Annotated in this window: 26 protein-coding genes; 14 read left to right on the top strand and 12 right to left on the bottom strand. The window is 69.5% G+C overall.

Features of this window, described 5'->3' with window-relative positions; all coding sequences use genetic code 11:
* The first annotated feature begins 93 nt into the window (after nucleotides 1–93).
* Nucleotides 94–1,086: a c-type cytochrome gene (locus tag ACWHMB_RS02605; RefSeq protein ID WP_377481990.1), complete on the top strand. Its 993-nt coding sequence runs from the start codon at nucleotides 94–96 to the stop codon at nucleotides 1,084–1,086.
* A gap of 317 nt (nucleotides 1,087–1,403) precedes the next feature.
* On the opposite strand, the gene ACWHMB_RS02600 is transcribed toward ACWHMB_RS02605, so the two are convergent.
* From ACWHMB_RS02600 to ACWHMB_RS02580, 5 genes are all read right to left on the bottom strand, one after another.
* Nucleotides 1,404–2,021 (bottom strand): TMEM175 family protein, encoded by a 618-nt coding sequence (locus ACWHMB_RS02600; protein WP_377481803.1) that lies wholly within the window; start codon nucleotides 2,019–2,021, stop codon nucleotides 1,404–1,406.
* 10 nt (nucleotides 2,022–2,031) lie between these two features.
* The gene (locus tag ACWHMB_RS02595) at nucleotides 2,032–3,543 is read right to left on the bottom strand and encodes a carotenoid oxygenase family protein (RefSeq protein WP_447648428.1); all 1,512 of its coding nucleotides are present in this window, start codon (nucleotides 3,541–3,543) and stop codon (nucleotides 2,032–2,034) included.
* A gap of 16 nt (nucleotides 3,544–3,559) precedes the next feature.
* A complete protein-coding gene (locus tag ACWHMB_RS02590) occupies nucleotides 3,560–4,000 on the bottom strand; it encodes a DUF2141 domain-containing protein (protein ID WP_293222227.1) in 441 nt (146 codons plus the stop codon).
* 159 nt (nucleotides 4,001–4,159) lie between these two features.
* Entirely contained in the window at nucleotides 4,160–4,954 is a 795-nt protein-coding gene (locus ACWHMB_RS02585) for a LytR/AlgR family response regulator transcription factor (protein WP_377481808.1), read from the bottom strand.
* Nucleotides 4,951–6,006 (bottom strand): sensor histidine kinase, encoded by a 1,056-nt coding sequence (locus ACWHMB_RS02580; RefSeq protein ID WP_447648427.1) that lies wholly within the window; start codon nucleotides 6,004–6,006, stop codon nucleotides 4,951–4,953. The genes ACWHMB_RS02585 and ACWHMB_RS02580 overlap by 4 nt, the downstream gene beginning before the upstream one ends.
* A gap of 138 nt (nucleotides 6,007–6,144) precedes the next feature.
* On the opposite strand from ACWHMB_RS02580, the gene hemE reads away from it, so the two are divergent.
* The 3 genes from hemE (at nucleotide 6,145) to ACWHMB_RS02565 (ending at nucleotide 10,258) form a co-directional block, all read left to right on the top strand.
* Nucleotides 6,145–7,326 (top strand): uroporphyrinogen decarboxylase, encoded by a 1,182-nt coding sequence (hemE, locus tag ACWHMB_RS02575; RefSeq protein ID WP_377481810.1) that lies wholly within the window; start codon nucleotides 6,145–6,147, stop codon nucleotides 7,324–7,326.
* 348 nt (nucleotides 7,327–7,674) lie between these two features.
* The gene (gene priA, locus ACWHMB_RS02570) at nucleotides 7,675–9,792 is read left to right on the top strand and encodes a replication restart helicase PriA (RefSeq protein ID WP_377481812.1); all 2,118 of its coding nucleotides are present in this window, start codon (nucleotides 7,675–7,677) and stop codon (nucleotides 9,790–9,792) included.
* A gap of 85 nt (nucleotides 9,793–9,877) precedes the next feature.
* On the top strand, nucleotides 9,878–10,258 hold the full coding sequence (locus ACWHMB_RS02565; RefSeq protein WP_377481814.1) for a hypothetical protein: 381 nt from the start codon (nucleotides 9,878–9,880) through the stop codon (nucleotides 10,256–10,258).
* 16 nt (nucleotides 10,259–10,274) lie between these two features.
* On the opposite strand, the gene ACWHMB_RS02560 is transcribed toward ACWHMB_RS02565, so the two are convergent.
* Nucleotides 10,275–11,249, bottom strand: coding sequence for an AEC family transporter (locus tag ACWHMB_RS02560; RefSeq protein ID WP_377481816.1), 975 nt, complete (start codon nucleotides 11,247–11,249; stop codon nucleotides 10,275–10,277).
* Between the two features lie 70 nt (nucleotides 11,250–11,319).
* Here ACWHMB_RS02560 and ACWHMB_RS02555 point away from each other — a divergent pair, with 70 nt between their 5' ends.
* Both ACWHMB_RS02555 and ACWHMB_RS02550 read left to right on the top strand, forming a co-directional pair.
* Nucleotides 11,320–13,368, top strand: a complete 2,049-nt coding sequence (locus ACWHMB_RS02555; RefSeq protein WP_377481818.1) for an ATP-dependent helicase — start codon at nucleotides 11,320–11,322, stop codon at nucleotides 13,366–13,368.
* Between the two features lie 4 nt (nucleotides 13,369–13,372).
* Nucleotides 13,373–13,864: a hypothetical protein gene (locus ACWHMB_RS02550; protein WP_447648426.1), complete on the top strand. Its 492-nt coding sequence runs from the start codon at nucleotides 13,373–13,375 to the stop codon at nucleotides 13,862–13,864.
* Between the two features lie 6 nt (nucleotides 13,865–13,870).
* On the opposite strand, the gene ACWHMB_RS02545 is transcribed toward ACWHMB_RS02550, so the two are convergent.
* The 6 genes from ACWHMB_RS02545 to glmS form a co-directional block, all read right to left on the bottom strand.
* Nucleotides 13,871–14,566, bottom strand: a complete 696-nt coding sequence (locus tag ACWHMB_RS02545) for an SDR family NAD(P)-dependent oxidoreductase (protein ID WP_377481823.1) — start codon at nucleotides 14,564–14,566, stop codon at nucleotides 13,871–13,873.
* Nucleotides 14,563–15,456 carry a phenylalanine 4-monooxygenase gene (gene phhA / locus ACWHMB_RS02540; RefSeq protein WP_293223767.1) on the bottom strand — a complete coding sequence of 298 codons (894 nt, stop codon included), beginning with the start codon at nucleotides 15,454–15,456 and terminating at the stop codon, nucleotides 14,563–14,565. Before phhA ends, ACWHMB_RS02545 begins: the two co-directional genes overlap by 4 nt.
* Nucleotides 15,453–15,773: a 4a-hydroxytetrahydrobiopterin dehydratase gene (locus ACWHMB_RS02535; RefSeq protein ID WP_377481827.1), complete on the bottom strand. Its 321-nt coding sequence runs from the start codon at nucleotides 15,771–15,773 to the stop codon at nucleotides 15,453–15,455. Before ACWHMB_RS02535 ends, phhA begins: the two co-directional genes overlap by 4 nt.
* A gap of 94 nt (nucleotides 15,774–15,867) precedes the next feature.
* On the bottom strand, nucleotides 15,868–16,353 hold the full coding sequence (locus tag ACWHMB_RS02530; protein WP_377481830.1) for a GNAT family N-acetyltransferase: 486 nt from the start codon (nucleotides 16,351–16,353) through the stop codon (nucleotides 15,868–15,870).
* Between the two features lie 18 nt (nucleotides 16,354–16,371).
* Nucleotides 16,372–16,644 (bottom strand): type II toxin-antitoxin system TacA family antitoxin, encoded by a 273-nt coding sequence (locus ACWHMB_RS02525; RefSeq protein ID WP_377481834.1) that lies wholly within the window; start codon nucleotides 16,642–16,644, stop codon nucleotides 16,372–16,374.
* Nucleotides 16,645–16,828: 184 nt separating this feature from the next.
* Nucleotides 16,829–18,712 (bottom strand): glutamine--fructose-6-phosphate transaminase (isomerizing), encoded by a 1,884-nt coding sequence (gene glmS / locus ACWHMB_RS02520; RefSeq protein ID WP_377481837.1) that lies wholly within the window; start codon nucleotides 18,710–18,712, stop codon nucleotides 16,829–16,831.
* Between the two features lie 136 nt (nucleotides 18,713–18,848).
* Between glmS and ACWHMB_RS02515 the strand changes: the two genes are divergently transcribed.
* From ACWHMB_RS02515 to ACWHMB_RS02480, 8 genes are all read left to right on the top strand, one after another.
* On the top strand, nucleotides 18,849–19,340 hold the full coding sequence (locus ACWHMB_RS02515; RefSeq protein ID WP_377481840.1) for an Lrp/AsnC family transcriptional regulator: 492 nt from the start codon (nucleotides 18,849–18,851) through the stop codon (nucleotides 19,338–19,340).
* 168 nt (nucleotides 19,341–19,508) lie between these two features.
* Entirely contained in the window at nucleotides 19,509–20,024 is a 516-nt protein-coding gene (locus ACWHMB_RS02510) for a hypothetical protein (RefSeq protein ID WP_377481843.1), read from the top strand.
* A 162-nt stretch (nucleotides 20,025–20,186) separates the two neighbouring features.
* Nucleotides 20,187–20,963, top strand: a complete 777-nt coding sequence (locus ACWHMB_RS02505) for an ABC transporter ATP-binding protein (protein WP_293223780.1) — start codon at nucleotides 20,187–20,189, stop codon at nucleotides 20,961–20,963.
* A 14-nt stretch (nucleotides 20,964–20,977) separates the two neighbouring features.
* On the top strand, nucleotides 20,978–21,688 hold the full coding sequence (locus tag ACWHMB_RS02500) for an ABC transporter ATP-binding protein (protein ID WP_377481847.1): 711 nt from the start codon (nucleotides 20,978–20,980) through the stop codon (nucleotides 21,686–21,688).
* A gap of 41 nt (nucleotides 21,689–21,729) precedes the next feature.
* Nucleotides 21,730–22,953 (top strand): ABC transporter substrate-binding protein, encoded by a 1,224-nt coding sequence (locus ACWHMB_RS02495; protein WP_293223784.1) that lies wholly within the window; start codon nucleotides 21,730–21,732, stop codon nucleotides 22,951–22,953.
* Between the two features lie 154 nt (nucleotides 22,954–23,107).
* Entirely contained in the window at nucleotides 23,108–24,328 is a 1,221-nt protein-coding gene (locus ACWHMB_RS02490; protein WP_293223786.1) for an ABC transporter substrate-binding protein, read from the top strand.
* 51 nt (nucleotides 24,329–24,379) lie between these two features.
* Nucleotides 24,380–25,258, top strand: coding sequence for a branched-chain amino acid ABC transporter permease (locus ACWHMB_RS02485; protein WP_377481851.1), 879 nt, complete (start codon nucleotides 24,380–24,382; stop codon nucleotides 25,256–25,258).
* Nucleotides 25,259–25,262: 4 nt separating this feature from the next.
* Entirely contained in the window at nucleotides 25,263–26,261 is a 999-nt protein-coding gene (locus ACWHMB_RS02480; protein ID WP_377481855.1) for a branched-chain amino acid ABC transporter permease, read from the top strand.

The following is a 26,261-nucleotide window of genomic DNA, read 5'->3' as shown; positions in this document are numbered from 1 at the left end:
GCCATGCCAGCCGAACCCAGCCCGCACCCAGACCCATCCGCGCCTCGGCCGGCCCATGACGAGACCCAAGCCCTGGTCTGGTTTGCCGGCCTGATGGTGCTGCTGCTGCTGATTGCGCTGGCGGTGTTCGGCGTCAGGATCGTGCGGGAGATGCGCGCGGCGCCCGCCGCGGTCGCTGCGCCGCCCCCCGCAGCCGCACCGACCTTCAGCGCACCCCAGGCCGCCGCGCCTTCCAGCCCTGCGCCCACGGCGTCCAGCGCGGCGCCCATCCAGCCGGTGGCCGCCCGCGGCGCCGGCTTTCTGCCCCCGGCGGACGACGCCATCCCGCACACGCCCATGGGCGACATGATCCGCAAGGGCGAACAGATTTTTTTGCACACCGGCGTCAACGCCAAGGCCTATGTCGGCAACAACCTCAACTGCGTCAACTGCCACCTGGACGCCGGGCGGCAGGCCCATGCGGCGCCGATGTGGGGCGCCTACCTGCTGTATCCGGCCTATCGCAGCAAGACCAAGCATGTCGACACCTTTGCCGAGCGCCTGCGCGGCTGCTTCATGTACAGCATGAACGGCAAGGCGCCGCCCTTCGGCGACGAGGTGCTGGTGGCGCTGGAGGCGTACTCCTACTGGATGGCCACCGGCGCGCCGGTGGGCGAGCGACTGCCCGGCGCGGGCTTTGCCAAACTGGCCAAGGCAGCGCAGCCACCCGACATCGCGCGCGGACAGAAGGTGTTCGAGTCCCACTGCGCGCTGTGCCATGGCGACGGCGGCCAGGGCCAGCGCGCCAGCGACACGCAGGTGTTTCCGCCGCTGTGGGGCGCGCAGTCCTTCAACTGGGGCGCGGGCATGGCCAACATCGACAGTGCCGCCGCCTTCATCAAGGCCAACATGCCGCTGGGCCAGGGCGGCACGCTGACCGACCAACAGGCCTGGGACGTGGCCACCTTCATGGACAGCCACGAGCGCCCGCAAGACCCGCGCTTCACGGGCGACGTGGTGCAAACGCGCGCGCAGTTTCACGACAGCGAATACTCGCTGTACGGCACCCCGGTGGGCGGCCAGTTGCTGGGACAAGGCACGCACTGACCCAAGGGCAGTGGTCAGGGGCAAGCCGAGACAGTCGCCCCATGACCTTCGCTCCGCATCAAAACGACAGAGCTTCCCATGCAGTGCGCCACTCCGTTCTGCACGTGTCCGGCATGGGCCGCAAGGGCGGCTTTCGCCCGTTTGACTCTGGCCGGGATGTCCGTGGCGCGCGCCATACAGATGAATGATTTGCGGTCGGCGTTGTGATGGGCGGCGCCTATGAACCTTGCGCCCGTTCTTCCGGCTTCGACGTCGCCGCCAAGGGCTGGTGCAGCGGCTTCCGGGCCAAGGAGCAGGCACCGGCCCGGCGCACGCGGTCACGCGCGATCCAGCAGGCGCCGCACCAGCGGCCCCAGCGCGGCCAGCGTCCACAGCAGCATGGCGCCGAGCGGATGAACCAGCGCCAGCGGGATCGACAGCAAAAACACGGCCGTCGGCCAGACCACCACGACCAGCGCCTGCCGGCGTTCGGCGACACCGGGCGCGGGCTCGGCCAGTGCCTGCCGCTGCGCCGTGACCACGGTGAGCAGCAGCATCAGGCCGGTGGTCGCCACCACGCCCGCGTACAGCAGCACGGCCCAGGGGTCGCCGTCGCCATAGTGCGCCAGCGCCGCCGTGGGAAAGTTCAGCGAGACCAGCGCCAGCATGAAGCCGATGTTGGCCAGGTTGTAGCCCCGGCTGGTGCGGCGCACGCGGCGCGTCAGGCGGTGGTGCGCCAGCCAGAAGCCGCTGATGACGACAAAGCTCAGCAGAAAGGCCAGCACGCTGGGCAGCATGGGGCCCAGCAGCGAGCGCATCGGCCCACGCTCGCCCTCGGGGAAGCGGATTTCCAGCGCCAGCACCGTCAGCGCGATCGCCACCATGCCGTCGCACAGCGCGTGCAGGCGCTCGGGGCCGGGCTCCGGATCGCTGTCGCTCGGGATGGGGGCGGACACGGCTTCGCCCTCAGGCCGGAACAAAGATGGCATGCAGGCCCAGCGGCATCACGCGGTCCATGCGCGCCTGCAGCAGCGGCCCGTCGGCCAGGTGCTGCGCGTCGAACACCGACAGCAGCATCTGCCGCCGCGCCAGATCGAGCGCGGTGCCCATCAGCCAGCCGTCGCCTTCGTGGCCACTGCCGCCGGGGCGCGGCACGAAAATGTGCTCTTCCACCATCACGCCTGGGCCGTAGCGGTAAAGCTGCTGCGCGCCGCTCGTCACGTCCAGCCGCATGACGGCGTCGAAGCCGGGCCGGTCGCCCGCATCGACGCGCGCGGCGGTGAACACCTGCCGATAGGCCCGGCCGACGATGCGCGGATCGACGCGCGGGAACTCGGCCACATGCGGCAGCAATTGCTGGCGCGCCGCGCCGCTCGCCAGGTCGAGCTCCAGCAGCGCCACCGAGGTGTGCTCCGGGGCCTCGTACTGGCCGCGCATCAGCTCCTTGAGTCCGGTGGTGGCGGCCCAGGCGCTGGGCGAGCGGATGCAGTCGAGCCGGATCACGCCGCGCTCCTCGCAGGCGTTGCCGATGTGGAACACGAAGCCGGCCGGCAGCGTGAACCAGCGCGGCGCATCGAGCCGATCCTTGGGCAGCAGCAGCACGCGCAGGCCCAACTCGGGCTTCCACACATGGCTGTCGAGAAAGGTTTCGCCGGCCTCGGCTCGGGCGCGATCGAACACCAGGGGTGGCAGCAGGAACACCAGATGGCGTTCGGTGACGGCGAAGTCGTGCACCATGGCGATGTCCGGCACGCGGATGGTGGTGGCGGTGGCCAGTTCGCCATCGGGCTTGACGCGGTAGATCGACAGCATGCCGGCCGAGCTGCTGACGCCGAAGTTCCACAGGCTGCCGTCGGGCTCGATCTTGGGGTGCGCCGAGAACGGCATGCCGGCGTAGTCGGGCGACCAGACCCTGGGGCCGCGGGTGTCCAGCGTGCGCGCGTCCAGCTCGGTGGCCGAGCCGCCCTCCCACAGCGCCATGAAGCGCCCACCGTGGTTCAGCACGCTGGTGTTGGCGACGTTGATGGCGTCCGGCGCGATCAAGGGGTTGGCGCCGGGCGGGTTGGTGCCGAAGGCGGCACGCACGGGGTGACCGGCGGCGCTGTCGGCCAGGAATTTTTCGGTGCGCACGAAGCGCCCGCGGTGCGTGATGCCGGCCGGCGTCAGCGCGTACTGCTGCACCATGCCGTCGCCGTCGAACAGGTGGTGATAGCGCTGGCCGCCCAGCATGTGGCGCGCCGGGCCGTTGCGGTAGAAGTTGCCGACCAGCCCGTCCGGCAGGCGTCCCTGCAGGCGCATCGGCAGCGGCTCGACGTCGCGCTGCAGGCCGACGTAGCCCAGGGTCCAGGGGTGCAGCGGCTCGGCCGCGGCAAAGGCGGCGGCGGTGGCGTCGACGCTGGCCCCGGTGGCGGCGCGGACACCCAGGGCGGCGCTGCCGGCCGTGGCCAGCAGGGACTGCAGAACGTGGCGGCGTTGCATGGTGGGCTCTCCCCTCTCAGCGCAGATGGATGGTGATGCTGGCGTCGCCCTGCAGATCGACCGCGGCGGCGTCGAAGTCGGGCGCGCTGAAGTGGCCGCGCGCATCGCGGCTGAAGCCATAGCGCTCGGTCGGGACGCCGGCCACGTTGCTGTCGAGCTTGCCGTTGCCGTTCTCGTCGTGAAACACCGACAACGCGTAGCGGCCGGCCGGCAGGCCGCGGTAGACCAGCAGCACGCGCTCGGCCGCGGGCTGGCGCTCACCCGCCCGCGGCGTCTTGAGCCAGGTGGCGGCGCCGTCATACAGCGCGCCATCGACCGTGCCCTGCGCCGAGCGGGCATTCAGCACTTCGACCGTGAGGTCGTGCGCGCCGGCCGTGGCGGCGAGAGCTGCGAGCGTGGCCAGGCCGGCGGCGCGCGCCCACAGTGAAAGGCACGGGAAGCATCGGGTCAGCGACATGAAAGGGCTCCTGGACAGTGACGGGGATCGTTGGAGGATCCGCACTGTAGGCAGCGCCGCGCCCTGCGGCCATCGGCTTGCGACGGAGGGCGCCAAACGATGCGCGAAGCGCGCCGGCAGGCGACCGAAGCGCAGGCGGGGGGCGCCCGCGTGACCGAGCTACATCGGCCGAAACAGGTGCGCGAACGCGCGGCTGACCTTGACCGGCCGGCGCAGGCCGCGCACCGTCAGGCTGCAGTGGCCCAGCTCGTCGCGCGTGGCGCTGACGATGTGCCGGCTGCTGACCAGCAGGCTGCGATGCACCTGCACGAAGTCGCCGCCTTCGATGCGCGTGGCCAGCTCGCGCAGGCTCATGCGCACCAGCGCCTCGCCCTCGGCGGTGACGACGTTGACGTATTTGTCGGTGGCCTCCAGGCAGATCACGTCGGCCACCGCGATCATGCGCACCGTGTTGCCGACGCCGGCGCGGATGACGCGAATCGGCTCGGGCGCCGGGGCACCGGCGGCCAGCGCCTGCACCTGCAGCACCTGCGCCGCGGCGTCGCCCGACCCCGCCGGCGCGCGGTCGGCCAGGCGCGCGCGCAGCCGGGCCGCCGTCACCGCCAGTCGCTCGGGCGTGACGGGCTTGAGCACGTAGTCGACAGCGGCGCGCTCGAACGCGGAGACGGCGAACTCATCGTGCGCGGTGATGAACACCAGCAGCGGCGCGGGCCGGTCCTCGGGCCACTCGTCGCTCACCACCTCGGCCACCTCCAGCCCGCTGCGGCCCGGCATGCGGATGTCGAGGAACAGCACGTCGGGCAGCAGCGCCAAGGCCTGCGTGGTGGCGGCCTCGCCGTCTTCCGCCACGTCGGCCAGGCGCAGCCCGGGCCAGGCCGCCGCCAGCAGGCGCGCCAGCGTGCGGGCCAGCAGCGGCTCGTCCTCGGCAATCAGGGCCAGCGGGGCATGGTTCATGCCGCGATCCTCACGATGGCGCGCGTGCCCGACGGCTGGCCGCGCAGCAAATGCAGGCTGGCGCGCTGGCCGTAGCGCGCGCGCAGGCGTTCGCGCACATAGACCAGGCCGTAGCTGGCATCCGCCTCCGACGGCGGCAGCGGCTCGGGCGGCAGGCCCAGGCCGCTGTCGCTGACCTCGATCTCCAGTCCCTGCTCGGTCCGGCGCGCGCTCACGCACACGCTGCCGCCGCCGATCTTGGGCTCGATGCCGTGCCGCAGCGCGTTCTCCACCAGCGGCTGCAGCAGCATCGCCGGCACCGGCCAGCCCTGCAGCGCCTCGGGCAGCTCCAGCGTGTAGCGCAGGCGCGCGCCCAGGCGCAGCGCCATGATGTCGAGGTAGGCCGCCAGCTGCGTGAACTCCGCCTGCAGCGTCGCGTGCTCGCTGCGCGAGGCCGCCAGGGCGGCGCGCAGATAGGTGATCAGGCGGTCGATCATCTGCCGCGCGCTGGCGGGGTCTTCGTCGACCAGGGCGCGCAGGTTGGCCAGGGTGTTGAACAGCATGTGCGGATCGAGCTGCGCGCGCAGCATGCGCAACTCGGACTCGGCGGCCAGCTGCTGCGCGCTGGCGCGCGCCGTGGCTTCGCTGCGCAGGCGACTGCGCAACCAGCTCAGGTAGCTGACAAAGCCCGCCGCCAGCAGCGTGGCGCCAATGGCCGCCAGCCGCGCGTCGGCCGCGCCGGCGATGTGCACCGGCTCGCCCAGCACGGCGTAGGCCGTGGTGTAGCCCAGCACATAGCCCAGCGGCGCGCCGACCGCCAGCGCGATCAGCACGGCGGCGCGCGGCCCGCGCCGGCGCACCCAGGGCAGCTGGTGCACCAGCGCGCCGCAGAACGCCGCCCACAGGCCGATGCATTCGGAAAACCACAGGTTGCGCCAAAAGCTGTCGCGCTGCGGCTGCGACAGCGTCAGCACCGCCGCCACCAGCACGCAAAACAGGGCCGTGAGCGCGAACAGGCGCAGGATGCGGTTGGCGCCCGCAGAAAGTGGAGGCAGGACGGCAGGGGCAGTCATGGTGAGGCGTGCAGTTGGTGCTCCACTCTAGAGCAAGGCCTGCCTTGGGGCGCGGCCATCGGTGCGAACGGCACGCCGGCAGCGCCAACGGGCGCCCGGAGCGACCGAGCGGCGCCCGTCGCCTGAGACAATCGCCCCATGACCTTCGCCCCGCTTCAAAACGACAGCTTCCTGCGCGCCTGCCTCGGCCAAGCCACGCCGCACACCCCCGTCTGGCTGATGCGCCAGGCCGGGCGCTATCTGCCCGAGTACTGCGCCACGCGCGCCAAGGCCGGCAGCTTCATGGGCCTGGCGACCAACGTCGACTACGCCACCGAGGTGACGCTGCAGCCGCTGGCGCGCTACCCGCTGGATGCCGCCATCCTGTTTTCCGACATCCTCACGGTGCCGGACGCAATGGGCCTGGGCCTGTCGTTCCAGCAGGGCGAGGGGCCGAAGTTCGAGCAGGTGGTGCGCGACGAGGCCGCCGTGGCCCGGCTGGCGGTGCCCGACATGGACAAGCTGCGCTACGTGTTCGACGCCGTCGCCAGCATCCGCAAGGCCCTGGCCGGCCGCGTGCCGCTGATCGGCTTTTCGGGCAGCCCCTGGACGCTGGCCTGCTACATGGTGGAGGGCGGCGGCAGCCAGGATTACCGCCACGTCAAGTCCCTGCTGTATGCGCGGCCCGACCTGATGCACCGCGTGCTGGCGGTCAACGCCGACAGCGTGGCCGCGTACCTGAACGCGCAGATCGACGCCGGCGCGCAGGCGGTGATGATTTTCGACAGCTGGGGCGGCGTGCTGGCCGACGGGGCGTTCCAGCCCTTCAGTCTGGCCTACACGGCGCGCGTGCTGGGGCAGCTCAAGCGCACGGGCGCCGACGGCGCCGTGGTGCCGCGCATCGTCTTCACCAAGGGCGGCGGGCTGTGGCTGGGCGACATGCAGGCGCTGGCCTGCGACGTGCTGGGCCTGGACTGGACGATGGACCTGGGCCGCGCACGACGCGTGCTGGAAGGCGCGCCGGATACCATCGATTCAATAGCTGCTGGCGCATATTCGACGGGCGACAGGGCCGGATTTGACCCCCAATCGCCGCGTCCGACCGCGCTGCAGGGCAACATCGACCCCAACGTGCTGTTCGCGCCGCCCGAGGCGATCCGCGCCGAGGTGCGGCGCGTGCTGGATGCGTTTGGCCAGCCACACGCCGATGCGGCCAGGCGCGGCATCGGCCATGTCTTCAACCTGGGGCACGGCATCAGCCAGTTCACGCCGCCCGAGCACGTGGCGCAGCTGGTGGACGAGGTGCACCAGCATTCGCGCCGCCTGCGCGCGCTGGTCTGAGACCTGCAAGTCAGTGCGCACTTTCGATGCTGTCAAGTCACAGATTCAACACTTGGCGGCAAAAAAAGCGCTTGACAAACGGCACTTATGCACAAATCGGCCGCGCCGGGCGCGAGGTACGACGTGTGGCCTCAGTCGTTGTTCAAGTTGTTGATTTATAACAAGTTCGATTGCTGCCGCCGGAATGGGCAAGCCGTTGAAAGCCTTGTGGCACAAGGGCTGGCCGGCGCTTTCCGGGGGTTTTCAACAAAATTATCCACAGCTTCTGGGTATGACTCGGGAAGTTTTTTTTCAATCAAGCACTTAGGGCCAGAACTGCATGTTGCTGAGCGCCCCGCCGCCGCGCCGATGACGCACTGGCTGGCCATTGCCGTGCCCACGCCGGCGCACAGCCGGGTGGGCGGCCTGCTGACCTACCGCAGCGAGCAGGCCCTGCCCGCCGGCAGCCTGGTGCGCGTGCCGCTGGGCCAGCGCGAATTGCTGGGCGTGGTGTGGGACGACGCCCTGCCGCCGCCCGACGAGCCGCTGGCCAACCAGGCGCGCGCCGTCATCGCTGCGCTGGACGGCGTGCCACCGCTGGGCGCGCCCTGGCGGCGCCTGATCGAGTTCACCGCGCGCTACTACCAGCGCGCGCTGGGCGAGGTGGCGCTGTCCGCGCTGCCGCCGCAGCTGCGCAGCCTGACGGCGACGCAGATGGCGCGGCGGCTCAAGCGCGCCGGGCGGGCGTCGGCCGACACCTCGCCAAATACTACTGAACTGAGAGCACTTACCGCAGACCAGACGGGCGCTCTGGCTCAAATCGACCACAAGCCCGGGCCCTTCCTGCTGTTCGGCACCACCGGCAGCGGCAAGACCGAGGTCTACCTGCGCGCGGCGCAGGCCGCGCTGGCGCGCGACGCCCAGGCCCAGGTGCTGGTGCTGGTGCCCGAGATCAACCTCACGCCGCAGCTGCTGGCGCGCTTTGCCGAGCGCTTCGGCGACGCGGCCATTGCCTGCCTGCACAGCGGCCTGACGCCGGCGCAGCGCCTGGCGGCCTGGCTGGCGGCGCACACCGGCGCGGCGCGCATCGTGCTGGGCACGCGGGTGGCGGTGCTGGCCTCCATCCCGCAGCTGGCGCTGGTGGTGGTCGACGAGGAGCACGACGCCAGCTACAAGCAGCAGGAGGGCGCGCGCTATTCGGCGCGCGACCTGGCGCTGGTGCGCGGGCGCCACAGCGCCGCCAAGGTCATCCTCGGCTCGGCCACGCCCTCGCTGGAAAGCTGGCACGCCGCCACGCCGGTGGCCGCGGGCGGCGCCGGGCGCTATCAGCTCATCACCATGGCGCACCGCGTGGGCGCCAGCGACGCCAGCCCGGGCCTGCCGCGCGTGCTGCGCGTGGACATGGGCCGCCAGCCCAAGGGCACGCTGATCGCCCCGCCGCTCTTGGCCGCCATCGGCGAGCGCATCGCACGCGGCGAGCAGGCGCTGCTGCTGCTCAACCGCCGCGGCTGGGCGCCGGTGCTGCACTGCGCCGACTGCGGCTGGAAGAGCGAGTGCCCGCACTGCAGCGCCTACCGGGTGTTTCACAAGGTCGACCGCACCCTGCGCTGCCACCACTGCGGCCTGGCCGAGCGCGTGCCGCGCGCCTGCCCGGCCTGCGGCAACCTGGACATCGGCACCCAGGGGCGCGGCACCGAGCAGCTGGAGGCCCAGGTGAGCGCCCTGCTGGCCGGCGTGCCGCGGCCCGACGGCACGCCGGCGCGCATCGCCCGCATCGACGCCGACTCCACGCGCGGCAAGGGCCGGCTGGAAAGCGCCCTGGCCCAGGTGCACGCCGGCGACGTCGACGTGCTGGTGGGCACGCAGATGATCGCCAAGGGACACGACTTTCGGCGCGTGACGCTGGTGGCCGCCATCAACCCCGACGCCGCGTTGTTCTCCAGTGACTTTCGCGCCCCCGAGCGCCTGTTTGCCCTGCTGATGCAGGCCGCGGGCCGGGCCGGGCGCGATGCCGCCAGCGGCGCCGACAGCCAGATGTGGGTGCAAACCCAGCACCCGCAGCACCCCCTGTTCGCGGCGCTCAAGGCGCACGACTACCCCGGCTTTGCCGCCCAGCAGCTGACCGAGCGCCAGCAGGCCGGCTTTCCGCCCTTCAGCCACCTGGCGCTGCTGCGCGCCGAGGCCCGCAGCCAGGAGGCCGCGCAGGCCCTGCTGGGCGCGCTGGCGGCGCAGGCGCAGGCGGCCGGCGCCCAGGACGCCACGCTGGCCGCCGCCCTGCCCCACGTCGCCTGGTACCCCGCGGTGCCGCTGGCGGTGCAGCGTGTGGCCGGCATCGAGCGCGCGCAGATGCTGCTGGAAAGCGCCCACCGTCCGGCCCTGCAGCGCGTGCTGGCCGCCTGCGCGCCCCTGCTGCAGGCGCTGCGCGCCACGCCCGAACACCGCGGCATCGTGCGCTGGGCGATCGACGTCGATCCGCAGGATTTGTGAGCTGCAAGAGCGGCAGAATCAGCGTAGAGTGATTTGTTCTGATGGCCGGCATCGTCTCGTCCGGCACCTGAAAGGAGCAGTTCACATGAACATCAAGTACACCCTGCTGACGCTGTGCGCCCTCGGCCTGCCGGCCTTTGCGCAGATGACGCCGGCGCAGACCAACCTCGATCCCGCCGCCGCCCGCATGGAGGCGCGCAACGCCCGCGCCGACCACCAGCTGACCGCCGTCAGCCCGCAGCAGGCGCTGACCAACGAGCTGAAGCGCTGCGCGGCGCTGCCGCCCTTCTACAAGAGCGACTGCGAGGCGCGCGTGCGCGGCCAGGCCGGCACCGTCTCGGGCAGCGTGGTGGGTGGCGGCATGATCCGCGAAACCGTCACCACCATGCCCGAAGCCCAGTTGAAGGCGCTGGAAAGCAACCCGCAGGAGATGGACTTTCCCAAGCCCCTGCGGCAGCGCCGCTGAGGCGACGCTGAATCGCTCAGCGCAGCAGCGCCACCGCGGCTGAAAAGCTGAAGAAGGCCAGCGCCGTCGAATACAGGATGACGCGCGCCACGCGTCCGTTGTCGGCGCCGAAGCGCTCGGCCAGCAGCGACACGTTGCTGGCCGCCGGCAGGGCCGCCGTCAGCACCAGCGGCGCCAGCAGCGCGGCCGGCCAGGCGCCGGCGCGCACGGCCGCAAAGCCCAGCGCCCACACCAGGGCCGGGTGCACCGCCAGCTTGAGCAGCACGATCAGCCCAACGTCGTTCGGCGCGCGCACCACGTCGGCACGGGGCGCGCCGGTCTGCATCTGCGAGCGCGCCAGCACCGCGCCGATGGTGAACAGCGCCACCGGCGAGGCCGAATCGGCCAGCAGCTGGACCGTGCGCCCCAGCGGCGCCCACAGCGCGAAGCCGGTGGCGCCAGCCAGCGCGCCCAGCAAGATCGACCACGGCATGGGGTTGCGCAGCACGCCCTGCAGCGCGCGGCCCAGGGCCTTGGCCGGGCCGTGCTCGCCGGCCGCGCCCCATTGCGACAGGCCGATGCACACCGAGGTGGTCACCACCAGGTCGACCAGCAGGGTGGCCATCACCGGCCCCAGCGCGCCCTCGCTCAGCAGCGCCAGGATCAGCGGCACGCCCATGAAGCCCGAATTGGGAAACACGGCCACCAGCGCGCCCATGGCGGCGTCGGGCCAGCTGGCGCCGCGCCGGCGCGCCCAGCCGGCCGACACCGCCACCAGCAGGGCGGCCGCCCCCATCCAGATCAGCGCCACCACCGGGCTGAACAGCTGCGCCGCCGGCGTGCTGGCGCCAAAGCGGTACAGCATGCAGGGCAGCGCGAAGTACAGCACGAACATGTTCAGCCCCGCCACCGCGTCCAGCGGCAGCAGGCGCACGCGCGCGGCCAGGTAGCCGCACAGCACCAGGGCGAAGAAGGGAAAGGTAACGGCAAAGATGCCGGACAGAGCATGCATGAGGACGCAAGCGTAACAAGACTGCGGCCACCGTCCGGCGCACGGGCCGCCCGCTATGATCGACGCCCGCATGTCCGACCGCCTGAATCTCGCCCAGCAAGACGCCGTCAACCACCTGCGCGGTCCTTGCCTGGTGCTGGCCGGCGCGGGCTCGGGCAAGACGCGCGTGATCACGCACAAGATCGCGCGCCTGATCCAGACCGGGGTCGAGCCCGCGCGCATCGCCGCCATCACCTTCACCAACAAGGCCGCCGCCGAGATGCGCGAGCGCGCGCGCGGCCTGGTGGGCAAGGCCGCGGGCGAGGTGCTGATCTGCACCTTTCACGCCCTGGGCGTGCGCCTGCTGCGCGAGGACGGCGCCGCGCTGGGCCTCAAGCCGCAGTTCAGCATCCTCGACAGCGACGACGTGCTGAGCCTGCTGAAGGACTGCGGCGCGACGACGGACGCCGCCACCGCGCGCCAGTGGCAATGGGCCATCAGCGGCTGGAAGAACGCAGGCCTGGATGCCGCCGCCGCGCTGGCCCAGGCCACCGGCGAGGGCGAGCGCCAGACCGCGCTGCTCATGGCGCGCTACGAGGAGCGCCTGACGGCCTACCAAAGCGTGGACTTCGACGACCTGATCGGCCTGCCGCTGCGTTTGCTTCAAAAACATGAGCAGGTGGCGCAGAAATGGCAAGCGCGCCTGGCCCATGTGCTGGTGGACGAGTACCAGGACACCAACGCCACGCAGTACGAGTTGATGAAGCGGCTGGTGGGCACGGCCGGCCACTTCACCGCCGTGGGCGACGACGACCAGAGCATCTACGGCTGGCGCGGCGCCACGCTGGACAACCTGCGCCGCCTGCCGCAGGACTACCCGCAGCTGAAGGTCATCAAGCTGGAGCAGAACTACCGCTCCACCTCGGCCATCCTGCGTGCGGCCAACAACGTCATCGGCCCCAACCCCAAGCTGTTTCCCAAGCGGCTGTTTTCCGAGCTGGGCGAGGGCGAGCCGGTGCGCGTGGTCGACTGCGACCACGAGGCGCACGAGGCCGAGCGTGCGGTGGCGCGCATCCAGGGCCTGCGGCAGACGTCTACCGCCAAGGAGTGGCGCGACTTCGCCATCCTGTACCGCGCCAACCACCAGGCGCGGGTGTTCGAGCAGGCGCTGCGGCGGGCGCAGATTCCATACAAGGTCTCGGGCGGGCAAAGCTTTTTCGACCGTGCCGAGATCAAGGACCTGTGCGCCTGGCTGCGCCTGTGGATCAACGAGGACGACGACCCGGCCTTCTTGCGCGCCGTCACCACGCCCAAGCGCGGCATCGGCCACCAGACCCTGGCCGCGCTGGGCGAATTCGCTGGCAAGGCGCACCTGTCGCTGTTCGGCGCGCTGTTTGCGCACAGCCTGCCCGCGGCGCTGCCGGCGCGCGCCATTGCCGGCCTGCACGAATTCGGCCGCCAGTTGAACGAACTGCGCCACCGCGCCGGCCACACGCAGGGGCACGAGGCGGCACGCGCCTTTCTGGCCGACTGGCTGAAGGACATCGCCTACGAGCAGCACCTGATGGATGCCGCCGACAGCCCCGCGCAGGCCGCCGCGCGCTGGGCCAACGTGCTGGACTTTTGCGACTGGATGGCCGGGCGCTGCGGCGGCCAGGTCGAAGACGCGGCGGGCGTCAGCCTGCGGCAAGAGCCCAAGACCCTGCTGGAGGTGGCGCAGACCATCTCGCTCATCTCCACCCTGAACGAGCGCGAGCAGGACCCGAACGTGCTCACCCTCTCGACCCTGCACGCCGCCAAGGGCCTGGAGTGGCCGCATGTGATCCTGGCCGGGGTGAACGAAGGCCTGCTGCCCTTTCGCCCCGACGAGGACGCCGGCGCCGCCGCCCAGGCCGCGCGCATCGAGGAGGAGCGCCGCCTCATGTACGTGGGCATCACCCGCGCACGCCAGACCCTGGCCGTCAGCTGGACGCGCCGGCGCAAGCGCGGCCGCGAGGTGGTGGCCGCGCAGCCCAGCCGCTTTATCGCGGAGATGGCGCTGGACCAAGCCACCGTGCGCGAAGACCCGCGCGAAAAACTCAAGGCCCTGCGCGCCGAATTCGCCCGCCGCGCGGCGGCGGCGCCCACCGCCGCGGGATGAACCGATGACCCGATCGACTCTTGTTTTGATAGCTGCTTGCGCTTTGTCCGCCTGCGCTACAGGCCAATTCAACTCAAAACCCGGCGCCCCGGCCACGGCACCCGCCAGCACGGTCAACCCGGCCTGCCCCGACCTGGCCCGCTGGGGCGCGCCGCAGTTGTACGGCAGCTGGAGCTTCGAGCTGAGCGCGCTGGGTCAGCGCGGCCGCATGCAGCTGCGCCAGCACCCCGACTTTGCCGCCAGCCTGCGCGGCGAGCTGGACTACGGCGGCGGCCAGCGCTCCATCGCCTCGGGCGACCTGGAAGCCGGCGAATTCAACCTGGACGAATCGCGCGACGGCAAGAGCCTGTACGCCTTCTGGACCGGGAACCTGGTGCTGGCCAGTTGCGGCCGCGAAATCACCGGCACCTGGGAGCAGGTGCCCCATGCCGGCCAGCCGGCGCTGAAGAGTCCCTTCGTGCTGCGCCGCGTGGGCGGCGAGGGCAGCCGCTGGTAGGCCGGATCAGACGCGCCCGTACACCGGCACCAGCGCGCCATGAATGGCGCGCGCCGCATCCGAGGCCAGAAACGCGATCACCTCGGCCAGGGCGGCCGGCGCGACCCAGCGCGCAGGGTCGGCGTCGGGCATGGCCGCGCGGTTGGCCGGCGTGTCGAGGGTGGACGGCAGCACGCAGTTGACGTTGATGCCCGTATCGCGCAGCTCGGCCGACATGGCTTCGACCAGGCGCATCAGCGCGCTCTTGGATGCGCTGTAGGCGCCCATCTGCGCGCCGCCCTTCAGGCCGGCGCCGGCGCCCACGGCGACGATGCGGCCGGCGCGCTGCGCCTGCATGCGCGGCACCACGGCGGCCGCCACGTTGATGAAACTCGCGGCGTTGAGGTTCATCATGAAGTCCCAGGCGCTGGCCGGCGTGGCGTGCACCGGCTCGCCCATGTGAAAGCCGCCCGCCAGGTGGCACAGCACGTCGACGCGACCGGCCGGGCCCAGCACCGCGTGCACGCGCTGGCCCAGCGCCTCGCGCGCCAGCAGGTCCGCTTCCAGCAGCTCGGTACGCGCCAGGCCGCCGAAGTGCTTTTTCAGCTGCTCGGCGTCGCGGTCGAGCAGCACCAGTTGCGCGCCCTGGTCGTGAAAGCGCTGCACCACGGCGGCGCCCAGTTGGCCGGCGGCGCCGGTGATCATGACGACGGGGGCGCTCATGTTTTCTCCTGCGCGCGCTTGGCCGCGTGGTAGCGCCCGCTGCCGCGCGTGAGCACGCGGTCCGTCGGCAGCACGTCGCCGGGGACCAGCGTGGGCTCGCGCTGGACGCGCGCATACACCGGGTCGAAGTCGGTGTGCGCCAGCGCCAGCAGCTGCTCCAGGTTGTCGAGCACGAAGTAGCTTTCCTGAAAATCGTCGATGCGATAGCGCGTGCGCATCACGCGCTCCAGCACGAAGCCGATGCGGTTGGGCGAGGCGTCTTCCAGCGAGAACACCGACTCGGTGGCCGAGGACACGATGCCCGCGCCGTAGATGCGCAGGCCGTCGCGCTGCTGCACCAGGCCGAACTCCACCGTGTACCAGTACACCCGCGCCAGCAGGTCGAGCACGCCTTCCTGCCTGGCGCGCAGGCCGCCCTGGCCATAGGCCTGGATGAACTCGGCCATCACCGGATGCATCAGCATGGGCACGTGGCCGAACACGTCGTGGAACACGTCGGGCTCTTCCAGGTAGTCCAGCTGGTCGGGCCGGCGAATGAACTGCCCGGCCGGAAAGCGCCGGTGCGCCAGGTGGTCGAAAAACACCTCGTCGGGCACCAGGCCCGGCACCGCCACCACGCGCCAGCCGCTGCGCTTTTCCAGCACGTCCGACAACTGCTCGAAGTTGGGAATCTCGTCGTGGCGCAGCGGCAATTCCTTCATGCCGCTCACGAACTCGTCGCAGGCGCGGCCCGGCAACAGGCGGCTCTGGCGCTCAAACAGCGTCTTCCACGTCGCGTGCTCGGCGGCGCTGTAGTTCGACCAGCCCTGGTCGATCGTCCAGTCGGCCGAGGGCGGCTGGGCATTGCCGGCGGCCAGGCCGTGCTTGTCGGCGGTGGCGGATGCGTTCATGGTGTCGGCTCCTGGGCTTGCTGCGCCAGCGCGGCGGCCACGCGGTCCATGGCGCGCGCCAGCTCGACGTCCTTCATCGTGAGGCCGCCCGCGTCGTGCGTGGTCAGCGTCACCTGCACGCGGTTGTAGACGTTGAACCACTCGGGGTGGTGGTTGCGGCTTTCGGCGATCACGGCAATCTGGGCCATGAAGCCGAAGGCCTGGGCGAAGTTTTGAAATTTGAACTCGCGCGCGATCAAGCCGCCGCGCTCGGCGTCGAAGCGCCAGTCGGGCAGCGTTTGCAGCAAGGGGGTGAGTTGGGTGGATGTCAGCTTCATGGATGGCGTCTCCTCATGCGGCGATTGTCCCGCGCTCTGAACCGGATTGCAGGCACCCTGTTTTCATGGGTGGCCGATGCCGGCACCCCGACGTTCATGGAATCGGCAAATACAGGCTCAAGGTCGCACTGGCCGTGGGCCGGAAGCCGTAGCTCTCGTAGAACGCCGCCGCCCGGTCGTCCTTCGCATCGACCACGAGCACCCGGACACCCATCGTCTGTCGCACCGTCAAGGCCAGGTTCACCGCATGCCCCAGCAGCAATGCGCCATGGCCCTTGCCCTGTTCGGACACTGACACGGCCAAGCGGCCCATGCGCATGGCCGGAACCGGATACGCCGGCAAACGCTTGCGGTCGTCCGGGTTCAGTTCGTGCAGGTGCAGCTGTGCCGCCGACAACGCACAGTAGCCCAGGATCCGCGTGGGCTGCGCTTCATCGATCAAAACGTGCGTGCTGGCAATGCCGTCGCGCTGGTGCTGCCCTGCCATGCGGCGCAGGTAGTCGTCCAGCGCCGCAAGGCCACAAGAAAAGCCAGCGCGATCATGATGCCGACCATCCAGCAACGCAAAAGCCAGCGCCATGGCGAAGCCGACGAACGCTCAGCTGCGCGGCATCCGGGCAGCGCCCTGCATCGCCTTCTTCAAGCGATCGTTGGGGTGAAACGGCTCATCCAGCGCGGCCAGGAAGCGCCGAGACTCGTCGGCCGACAAGGTGACCACACTCTCGGCCGCAATGGCCGAGTCCACCTCGCGCAGCACGGCATCGCGCACAAACGCGGACACGGCCATGCCCCGCAACGCCGCAGCCCGGGCGATGCGGCTCTTGTCGCGGGCGTCCAGACGAAGATCGAGGCGAGCGGTGGTGGCAGTCATGGCAATCCCCTTTTTGTACGGAATTTTACCGTACAAAAATCGCACACTCACACTGAGCGGACGTGTCATCGACGTGCGCCTCGCAAACGCGTCGGCTACGGCGCGTATGGCCATGAGTCTTCACTGCAAACCCAGACCCCGCGCGCCTCGGCGCGGGGCGCCGTATGCCCCAAGAGTGCGACGGTCACTCCACCGTCACGCTCTTCGCCAGATTGCGCGGCTTGTCCACGTCGGTGCCGCGCGCCACCGCCGTGTGATAGGCCAGCAACTGCAGCGGCACCACGTGCAGGATGGGCGAGAGCAGGCCGACGCTTTCGGGCATGCGGATGACGTGCAGGCCCTCGCTGCTGTCGATGCGGCTGTCGGCGTCGGCCAGCGCGTACAGCACGCCGCCGCGCGCGCGCACCTCCTGCATGTTGCTCTTGAGCTTTTCCAGCAGCGCGTCGTTGGGCGCCACCACCACCACCGGCATGGCGCTGGTGACCAGGGCCAACGGGCCGTGCTTGAGCTCGCCGGCGGCGTAGGCCTCGGCGTGGATGTAGGTGATCTCCTTCAGCTTGAGCGCGCCCTCCTGTGCGATGGGGTAGTGCAGGCCGCGGCCCAGGAACAGCGCGTTTTCCTTGGCCGCGAACTGCTCGGCCCAGCCGATGACCTGCGGCTCCAGCGCCAGCACGGCCTGCAGGGCCACCGGCAGGTGGCGCAGGGCCTTGAGGTGCGCGGCTTCCTGCTCATCGGTCAGGCGCCCATGCGACTTGGCCAGCGCCAGCGTGAGCAGGAACAGGCCCACCAGTTGCGTGGTGAAGGCCTTGGTGCTGGCCACGCCGATCTCGACCCCGGCGCGGGTGAGAAAGGCCAGCTTGCATTCGCGCACCATGGCGCTGGTGGCCACGTTGCACACCGTCAGTGTGTGGCGCATGCCCAGGCCCTGCGCGTGGCGCAGGGCGGCCAGGGTGTCGGCGGTCTCGCCCGACTGCGAGATGGTCACGACCAGCGTGTCGGGGTCGGGCACCGAAGTGCGGTAACGGTATTCGCTGGCGATCTCGACCTGGCAAGGCATGCCGGCCACGCTCTCCAGCCAGTACTTGGCCACGCTGCCCGCGTAGTAGCTGGTGCCGCAGGCCAGGATCAGCACCTGGCGCACGCGCGCGAAGGTGTGGTAGGCGCCGTCGCCCGGCGCGTGCTGCGCGGCGGCCTCGAACAGCTCGGGCACCACCGCCTTCACGCCCTCCAGCGTGTCGGCCACGGCACGCGGCTGCTCGAAGATTTCCTTTTGCATGTAGTGGCGATACGGTCCCAGCTCGGCCGCGCCGCTCATGGCCTGCACGGTGCGCACGGCGCGCTCGGCGGGCCGGCCGTCGCCGTCCACGATCCAGTGCTTGCCCAGTTGCACGTCGACCACGTCACCCTCGTCCAGATAGACGATCTGGTCGGTCACGCCGGCCAGGGCCATGGCGTCGCTGGCCAGGAAGTTTTCCTTGCCGTCGGCGCCCAGGCCCAGCACCAGGGGCGAGCCCTGGCGCGCGCCCACCAGGCGCTGCGGCTCGTCGCGGTGCAGCACGGCGATCGAATAGCTGCCGCGCAGGCGCTTGACGGCCGCCCGCACGGCTTCGGCCAAGTCGCCGGCGTACAGGCTGTCGATCAGGTGCACGATGACCTCGGTGTCGGTCTGGCTGGCAAAGTCGTAGCCGCGCGCGGCCAGCTCGGCGTGCAGGGCCTCGTGGTTCTCGATGATGCCGTTGTGCACCAGCGTCACGCGCGGCGCACGCTCGTCCGCCTCGCGCGCCTCGGGCCCGAAGCTGACGTGCGGGTGCGCGTTGGCCACCGCGGGCGCGCCGTGGGTGGCCCAGCGCGTGTGGGCGATGCCGGTGCTGCCCTGCAGCCCTTCGCGTTCGCACTGCGCCGCCAGGTCGGCCACGCGGGCGATGCCGCGCACGCGCCGCAAGTGGCCCGCCGCCACGTGCACGGCCACGCCGCACGAATCGTAGCCGCGGTATTCCAGCCGCTGCAGGCCCTGCACCAGGATGGGCACGATGTTGCGCGTGGAGACCGCGCCGACGATTCCGCACATGTGAACGCTCCCTTGGATTGAACGGGTTCGATCGTAATGAGACCGATCAGAAATATGGGTTTGATTTCAATCCAATGTTGAAATAATATTTCTACAATTGCTTATAAAGAAATTTTCTGTTGATTTTTAATTATTTATGGAATTCGACGTCATCGATTGGCATCTGCTGAGCCTGCTGCAGCACGATGCCGCCGCCAGCAACCAGGCCCTGGCCGAGCGCGCGGGCGTTTCACCGCCCACCGCCCTGCGGCGCGTGCGCCGCCTGCACCAGGCGGGCCTCATCACCCGCACCGTGGCGCTGCTGGACGAGGACCGTCTGGCGGCCCTGCAGGGCCACGGCCTGAGCGCCATCGCCGAGGTGACGCTCGACCGCCAGGGCGCCGAGCACCTGGCCGCGTTCGAGCGCCGGGCGGTGGCCGAGCCCGCCGTGCAGCAGTGCTGGCGCGTGGCGCCCGGGCCCGACTTCATGCTGGTGCTGCGCGTGGGCGACATGCCGGCCTATCAGGTGCTGGCCGAGCGCCTGTTCACGCAGGACGCCAACGTGCGCAACGTGCGCACCTTCTTCGCCACGCGGCGCGCCAAGTTCAGCACCGAAGTGCCGCTGGGCGCCGCGCCGCGCGACACCTGACGCCGGGCACGGCGCGCCTCGATCTCATGACGAAGGTCACGCGCCACAAGGTGACCGCCGGCACTGTGCCCACGCGTTCGGCCGACCTAGCATGAGCGGCACGAAATCACTTGCATTTCGCCCTCGGCCGCCAGCGTGTCGCCGGCGCCGCAACCAGGAGCACGAACCATGACTTTCCGCCTGCACACCCCCTTGATCGCCGTTGCCGCCCTGCTGGCGCTGGGGCCCGGCTTGGCGATGGCCGCGACCCAGACCCTGCCGCAACGGGAAGACCAGGCGCAGTTGAACGCCGACCTGGCCTCGTTGGCCCTGGAGCGCGCGCAGCTCAGCACCGACAGCCACACGCTCAAGGCCGATCGGGCCGACGGCAAGATGGCTGCCGAGTCGCCCGACGCCATGCGCGTCTACCACGACCGCCAGGACATCCGCGGCGACAACAGCGACCTGCGTGCCGACCCGGCCCGATCGCTGCAAGCCCGGGACGACCGCATGCAACGCCGCGACGACGAAGCGCAGCTGAAGACCGACGAGCATCGCCTGCGGCACGACCGCCAGCATGGCCTGATGGCCGCCACCTCGCCCGACGCCGACGCGGTGTACCAGGACCGGCAGGCCATCGCCGGCCAGGAGCAGGCCATTGCCACCGACACGGCGCACGTGAAGGCCGACAACAGCGGCACGTAAGCCCACCTGCGTGGCGGCCGCCGTCGCCGCCATCGCTGTCCCGCGCCTCCGTTTTCGGGTGAAAACCCTGAGCGGAAAGCGCCTTTCTCATGCGCATAATCGGCCCGTTTTGACCGGCGCCTCCTGGTGCCGGTGCTATCAGCTTGATGACGACAGGGGCGCATGAGTTCAGACATCATTTTGGAAACCCGCGGTCTCGTAAAAGAGTTCAAGGGCTTTGTCGCGGTCAACGGTGTCAACCTCAAGGTCCAGCGCGGCACCATCCACGCGCTGATCGGCCCCAATGGCGCCGGCAAGACCACTTGCTTCAACCTGCTGACCAAATTCCTGGAGCCCACGCGCGGCACCATCCTGCTGGAAGGCAGCGACATCACGCATGAAAAGCCCGCCCAGGTGGCACGCCGGGGCATGGTGCGCTCGTTCCAGATCTCGTCCACCTTCCCGCACATGAGCGTTCTGGAGAACGTGCGCGTGGCGCTGCAGCCCACCCTGGGCACGGCCTTCAACTTCTGGCAGTCCTCGCGCACGCTCGACCAGCTCAACGGGCGCTGCATGGAACTGCTCGACCATGTGGGCCTGGCCTCGTTCGCCCACCTGCAGGCCAGCGAGCTGCCCTACGGTCGCAAGCGCGCGCTCGAGATCGCCACCACGCTGGCAATGGACCCCAAGCTGCTGCTGCTGGACGAGCCCACCCAGGGCATGGGCCACGAGGACGTGGAGCTGGTCACCCAGCTGATCCAGAAGGTGGCGGCCGACCGCACCGTGCTGATGGTCGAGCACAACATGAGCGTGGTCGGCCAGATCGCCGACACCATCACCGTGCTGCAGTTCGGCGAAGTCATCGCCGAGGGGGCCTACGCCGAGGTGTCGCGCAACCCGAAGGTGCTCGAGGCCTACATGGGCAGCACCGACGAAGCGCTCGAAGGCATCGGCGAATGAAGGGGCCGCAACGCATGACCGCATCCACCACCGCCATCCGCTTCAAGGACGTGCACGCCTGGTATGGCGAATCGCACATCCTGCACGGCGTCAATTTCGAGGTCAAGACCGGCGAGGTGGTGAGCCTGCTGGGCCGCAACGGCGCCGGCCGCACCACCAGCCTGCGCGCCCTGATGGGCCTGGTCGGCAAGCGCACCGGCGCCATCGAGATCAACGGCCAGGACACCGTGCGCCTGGCGCCGCACCACATCGCCAAGCTGGGCGTCGGCTACTGCCCCGAGGAGCGCGGCATCCTGACCTCGCTCAGCTGTGAAGAAAACCTGATGCTGCCGCCCAAGGTGGCCGAGGGCGGCATGAGCGTGGACGAGATCTACGACATGTTCCCCAACCTGAAGACCCGCCGCAACAGCCCCGGCGGGCGCCTGTCGGGTGGCGAGCAGCAGATGCTGGCGGTCGGGCGCATCCTGCGCACCGGCGCCAAGATCCTGCTGCTGGACGAGATCTCCGAAGGCCTGGCGCCGGTCATCGTGCAGGCGCTGGCGCGCATGATCCGCGAGCTGCGCGCGCGCGGCTTCACGGTGCTGATGGTCGAGCAGAACTTCCGCTTTGCCGCGCCGCTGGCCGACCGCTTCTACATCATGGAGCGCGGCCTGATCCTGCGCGAGTTCACCGCCGCCGAGTTGCATGACAACATGGACATGCTGCACCAGTACCTCGGCGTCTGATTTTTCCGTTTTTCATCCCCAACTCAAGGAGCAACCCCCCAATGAAACGCAAACTGCTTTGCGCGCTGATCGCCGGCATGGGACTGGCGCTGTCGGGCGCGGCCCAGGCCGCCATTTCGGGGGGTGTGGTCAAGATCGGTGTTTTGAACGACATGTCCGGCCCGTACGCCGACCTGACCGGCACCGGCTCGGTGCTGGCGGCCAAGATGGCCGCCGAGGACTACGTCAAGGCCACTGGCTCCAAGCTGAAGGTCGAGATCATCTCGGCCGACCACCAGAACAAGCCGGACGTGGGTTCCAGCATCGCGCGCAAGTGGTACGACACCGAAGGCGTGGACATGATCACCGACGTGCCCACCTCGTCGGTCGCGCTGGCCGTCAGCCAGGTCACGACCGAAAAGAACAAGGTCAACGTCAACACCGGCGGCGGCTCGTCCGACCTGACCGGCAAGTCCTGCTCGCCCAACTTCGTGCACTGGCTGTACGACACCTGGATGCTGGCGCACGGCACCGGCAGCGCGGTGGTCAAGAGCGGTGGCGACAGCTGGTTCTTCCTGACCGCCGACTACGCCTTTGGCCACGCGCTGGAGCGCGACACGAGCGACGTCGTCAAGGCGTCCGGCGGCAAGGTGCTGGGCAGCGTCAAGGTGCCGCTGGGCACCAGCGACTTCTCGTCCTATCTGCTGCAGGCGCAGTCGTCCAAGGCCAAGGTGGTCGGCCTGGCCAACGCGGGCGCGGACTTCACCAACTCGGTCAAGCAGGCGGCCGAGTTCGGCATCGTCAAGGGCGGCCAGAAGATGGCCGGCCTGCTGGTGTTCATCACCGACGTGCATGGCCTCGGCCTGCAGACCGCGCAGGGTCTGCAACTGACCGAGACCTTCTATTGGGACCACGACGACAACACCCGTGCCTGGAGCAAGCGCTTTGCCGCCGCCAACAGCGGCAAGTACCCGTCGGCCGACCATGCCGGCGTGTACGCCAGCGTGCTGCACTACCTGAAGGCGGTCGACGCGCTGCAGGACGACACCGACGGCAAGGCGATCGTGGCCAAGATGAAGGCCATGCCGACCGACGACATCCTGTTCGGCAAGGGGACGATCCGCGAGGACGGACGCAAGCTCCACCCGGCCTACCTGTTCGAGGTGAAGAAGCCCAGCGAGTCCAAGTACCCCTACGACTACTACAAGCTGCTGCAGACCATTCCCGCCGACAAGGCGTTCCGCCCGCTCGACGAGGGTGGCTGCCCGCTGGTCGCCAAGAAATAAGCTGACTCGGACATCGAAGTCAGGAACCGGGGCAGGCAGCTTGCGCCCACGCCGGTTCCTCCCACCCGCCGTCACCCCGCAAGCACCACAATGACAGGCGACGGTTTTCAAACAGGCATGCCGCACTGATCGGTATTTTGGAGAGGAAGCAACCATGAAACGCAAACTGTTGTGCTCGTTGATCGCCGGACTGGGACTCGTGGCCGGAGGGGGCGCGCAGGCCGCGATTTCCGGTGGCGTGGTCAAGATCGGCGTCATGACCGACATGTCCGGCCCCTACGCCGACCTGGCGGGCCCGGGCGCTGTCGTCGCCGCCAAGATGGCGGCCGAGGACTACGTCAAGGCCACCGGCTCCAAGCTGAAGATCGAGATCGTCTCGGCCGACCACCAGAACAAGCCCGACGTGGGCTCCAGCATCGCGCGCAAGTGGATCGACTCCGAAGGCGTCGACATGATCCTCGACGTCGCGACGTCGTCGGTGATGCTGGCCGTGGCCCAGGTGGTCAAGGACAAGAACAGCGTCATGGTCAACTCCACCGGCGGCTCGTCGGACATGACCGGCAAGTTCTGCAACGCCAACACCGTGCACTGGACCTACGACACCTGGATGCTGGCGCACGGCACCGGCAGCGCGGTGGTCAAGAACGGCGGCGACAGCTGGTTCTTCATCACGGCCGACTACGCCTTCGGCCACTCGCTGGAGAAGGACACCTCCGAGGCCGTCAAGGCCGCTGGCGGCAAGGTGCTGGGCGCCGTCCGGGCGCCGCTGGGCACCACCGACTTCTCGTCCTTCCTGCTGCAGGCGCAGGGCTCCAAGGCCAAGATCATCGGCCTGGCCAATGCCGGCTCGGACGCCACCAACACCATCAAGCAGGCGGCCGAGTTCGGCATCGTCAAGGGTGGCCAGAACCTGGCTGGCCTGCTGCTGTTCCTGTCCGACGTCTACAGCCTGGGCCTGCAAACGGCACAGGGCCTGCAGCTGACCGAAAGCTTCTACTGGGACATGAACGACGGCACCCGGGCCTGGTCCAAGCGCTTCGGCGCCCTGCACGGCGGCCGCATGCCGACCATGGCGCAGGCGGGCGACTACGCCGGCATGCTGCACTACCTGAAGGCGGTCGACGCCATCCAGGAAGACAAGGACGGCGCCAAGGTGGTGGCCGAGATGAAGAAGCTGCCCACGGACGATCCGCTGTTCGGCAAGGGCATGATCCGCATCGACGGACGCAAGATCCATCCGGCCTACCTGTTCGAGGTCAAGAAACCCAGCGAGTCCAAGGGCCCGTGGGACCTGTACAAGCTGCTGCAGACCATTCCGGCCGACAAGGCCTTCCGCCCGCTGAACGAAGGCGGCTGCCCGCTGGTCAAGTCCTGATCGGCCCCCCTGACGGCCGGCCCGCACCGCACGACATGAAGGTTTTCGCGCATGTTTGACATCCCGATCCAGGCCCTGATGGGTCAGCTGCTCATCGGCCTGATCAATGGCTCCTTCTACGCCTTGCTGTCGCTGGGCCTGGCCGTCATCTTCGGCCTGCTCAACATCATCAACTTCGCGCACGGCGCGTTCTACATGATGGGCGCCTTCGGCGCCTATCTGCTACTTTCCAAGCTGGGGCTCAACTACTGGTGGTCGCTTATCGTGGCGCCGGTGGTGGTCGGCGCCATCGGCGTGGTGCTGGAGCGCACCATGCTCAAGCGCCTGTACCAGCTCGACCACCTCTACGGCCTGCTGCTGACCTTCGGCCTGGCCTTGGTCATCCAGGGGCTGTTCCGCAACGAATACGGCTCCTCCGGCCTGCCCTACGCCATTCCGGCGCAGCTGCAGGGCGGCACCAACCTGGGCTTCATGTTCCTGCCCAACTACCGCGCCTGGGTCATCGTGGCCTCGGCGGTGGTGTGCCTGGCGACCTGGTTCGTCATCGAGCACACGCGGCTGGGCGGCTACCTGCGTGCGGCCACCGAAAACCCTCAGCTGGTGCAGGCCTTCGGCATCAACGTGCCGCGCATGGTCACGCTGACCTTCGGCTTCGGCGTGGCGCTGGCGGCGCTGGCCGGCGTGATGGCCGCGCCCATCTACCAGGTCAGCCCGCTGATGGGCGAGCAGATCATCATCGTCGTGTTTGCCGTGGTGGTGATCGGCGGCATGGGCTCGATCATGGGCGCCATCGTCACCGGTTTCGGCCTGGGCCTGGTCGAGGGCCTGACCAAGGTGTTCTATCCCGAGGCTTCGACCACCGCCATCTTCATCATCATGACCATCGTGCTGCTGGTTCGCCCGGCCGGCCTGTTTGGCGCCCAGAAGTAAGCCCATGAACACTGCTGCCAGCTCCTCCTCCGGCGCGCCGACCACCGCCGCATCCGCGGCCCCGGCGCCGAGCAACCCGCGGCGCACGCACATGCTGGTGTTCGCCATCATGGTGATCATCCTGGTCGGTGCCCCGCTGCTGGGCGTGTACCCGGTGTTCATGATGAAGGTGATGTGCTTTGCCCTGTTCGCCTGTGCCTTCAACCTGCTGCTGGGCTTTGGCGGACTGCTGTCCTTCGGTCACGCCATGTTCCTGGGCGGCGCCGGCTACGCGGCCGCGCATGCCGCCAAGGTCTGGGGCTGGACGCCCGAGCTGGCCATCGGCTTCGCCACCCTGTGCACGGCCGCCCTGGGCTGGGTGACGGGTCTGCTGGCCATCCGCCGCCAGGGCATCTACTTCGCCATGATCACGCTGGCGCTGGCGCAGATGGTGTTCTTCTTCTCGCTGCAGGCGCCGTTCACCCATGGCGAGGACGGCATCCAGGCCGTGCCGCGCGGCCACCTGTTCGGCCTGATCGACCTGTCGCAGACCTTCGCCATGTACTGCTTCGTGCTGGTGATCTTCCTGGGCGGCTTCCTGCTGATCTACCGCATCGTCCACTCGCCCTTCGGTCAGGTGCTGCAGGCCATCCGCGAGAACGAGCCGCGCGCCATCTCGCTCGGCTACGACGCCGACAAGTTCAAGCACCGCGCCTTCGTGCTGTCGGCCACGCTGGCCGGCCTGGCCGGCGCCACCAAGGCCATCCTGTTCCAGCTGGCCTCGCTCACCGACGTGCACTGGAGCATGTCGGGCGAGGTGGTGCTGATGACGCTGCTGGGCGGCATGGGCACCATCTTCGGCCCCGTGGTGGGCGCCGCCACCATCGTCACCATGCAGAACTACCTGGCCGAGCTGGGCTCCTGGGTGACGGTGGTGCAGGGCGCGATCTTCGTGGTCTGCGTGCTGCTGTTTCGCCGCGGCATCGTGGGCGAGATCGGCAACCTGATCAAGAAGTCGCTCTGA

The sequence above is a fragment of the Ottowia pentelensis genome, from assembly GCF_964341695.1.
The sequence above is the reverse complement of the archived record's forward strand: the minus strand, read 5'-3'. Positions and strand labels throughout refer to the sequence as shown.

What these genes read in the sequence shown, in the direction of transcription:
- ACWHMB_RS02565 (WP_377481814.1), top strand. Translation starts at nt 9,878, where the DNA reads ATGAACATCAAGTACACCCTGCTGACGCTGTGCGCCCTCGGCCTGCCG.
- ACWHMB_RS02490 (WP_293223786.1), top strand. Translation starts at nt 23,108, where the DNA reads ATGAAACGCAAACTGTTGTGCTCGTTGATCGCCGGACTGGGACTCGTG.
- ACWHMB_RS02545 (WP_377481823.1), bottom strand. Translation starts at nt 14,566, where the DNA reads ATGAGCGCCCCCGTCGTCATGATCACCGGCGCCGCCGGCCAACTGGGC.
- ACWHMB_RS02485 (WP_377481851.1), top strand. Translation starts at nt 24,380, where the DNA reads ATGTTTGACATCCCGATCCAGGCCCTGATGGGTCAGCTGCTCATCGGC.
- phhA (WP_293223767.1), bottom strand. Translation starts at nt 15,456, where the DNA reads ATGAACGCATCCGCCACCGCCGACAAGCACGGCCTGGCCGCCGGCAAT.
- ACWHMB_RS02505 (WP_293223780.1), top strand. Translation starts at nt 20,187, where the DNA reads ATGAGTTCAGACATCATTTTGGAAACCCGCGGTCTCGTAAAAGAGTTC.
- ACWHMB_RS02550 (WP_447648426.1), top strand. Translation starts at nt 13,373, where the DNA reads ATGACCCGATCGACTCTTGTTTTGATAGCTGCTTGCGCTTTGTCCGCC.
- ACWHMB_RS02480 (WP_377481855.1), top strand. Translation starts at nt 25,263, where the DNA reads ATGAACACTGCTGCCAGCTCCTCCTCCGGCGCGCCGACCACCGCCGCA.
- ACWHMB_RS02495 (WP_293223784.1), top strand. Translation starts at nt 21,730, where the DNA reads ATGAAACGCAAACTGCTTTGCGCGCTGATCGCCGGCATGGGACTGGCG.
- ACWHMB_RS02595 (WP_447648428.1), bottom strand. Translation starts at nt 3,543, where the DNA reads ATGCAACGCCGCCACGTTCTGCAGTCCCTGCTGGCCACGGCCGGCAGC.
- ACWHMB_RS02525 (WP_377481834.1), bottom strand. Translation starts at nt 16,644, where the DNA reads ATGACTGCCACCACCGCTCGCCTCGATCTTCGTCTGGACGCCCGCGAC.
- ACWHMB_RS02510 (WP_377481843.1), top strand. Translation starts at nt 19,509, where the DNA reads ATGACTTTCCGCCTGCACACCCCCTTGATCGCCGTTGCCGCCCTGCTG.
- ACWHMB_RS02560 (WP_377481816.1), bottom strand. Translation starts at nt 11,249, where the DNA reads ATGCATGCTCTGTCCGGCATCTTTGCCGTTACCTTTCCCTTCTTCGCC.
- ACWHMB_RS02515 (WP_377481840.1), top strand. Translation starts at nt 18,849, where the DNA reads ATGGAATTCGACGTCATCGATTGGCATCTGCTGAGCCTGCTGCAGCAC.
- ACWHMB_RS02605 (WP_377481990.1), top strand. Translation starts at nt 94, where the DNA reads ATGGTGCTGCTGCTGCTGATTGCGCTGGCGGTGTTCGGCGTCAGGATC.
- ACWHMB_RS02555 (WP_377481818.1), top strand. Translation starts at nt 11,320, where the DNA reads ATGTCCGACCGCCTGAATCTCGCCCAGCAAGACGCCGTCAACCACCTG.
- ACWHMB_RS02580 (WP_447648427.1), bottom strand. Translation starts at nt 6,006, where the DNA reads ATGACTGCCCCTGCCGTCCTGCCTCCACTTTCTGCGGGCGCCAACCGC.
- ACWHMB_RS02535 (WP_377481827.1), bottom strand. Translation starts at nt 15,773, where the DNA reads ATGAAGCTGACATCCACCCAACTCACCCCCTTGCTGCAAACGCTGCCC.
- ACWHMB_RS02590 (WP_293222227.1), bottom strand. Translation starts at nt 4,000, where the DNA reads ATGTCGCTGACCCGATGCTTCCCGTGCCTTTCACTGTGGGCGCGCGCC.
- ACWHMB_RS02585 (WP_377481808.1), bottom strand. Translation starts at nt 4,954, where the DNA reads ATGAACCATGCCCCGCTGGCCCTGATTGCCGAGGACGAGCCGCTGCTG.
- glmS (WP_377481837.1), bottom strand. Translation starts at nt 18,712, where the DNA reads ATGTGCGGAATCGTCGGCGCGGTCTCCACGCGCAACATCGTGCCCATC.
- hemE (WP_377481810.1), top strand. Translation starts at nt 6,145, where the DNA reads ATGACCTTCGCCCCGCTTCAAAACGACAGCTTCCTGCGCGCCTGCCTC.
- ACWHMB_RS02530 (WP_377481830.1), bottom strand. Translation starts at nt 16,353, where the DNA reads ATGGCGCTGGCTTTTGCGTTGCTGGATGGTCGGCATCATGATCGCGCT.
- priA (WP_377481812.1), top strand. Translation starts at nt 7,675, where the DNA reads ATGACGCACTGGCTGGCCATTGCCGTGCCCACGCCGGCGCACAGCCGG.
- ACWHMB_RS02500 (WP_377481847.1), top strand. Translation starts at nt 20,978, where the DNA reads ATGACCGCATCCACCACCGCCATCCGCTTCAAGGACGTGCACGCCTGG.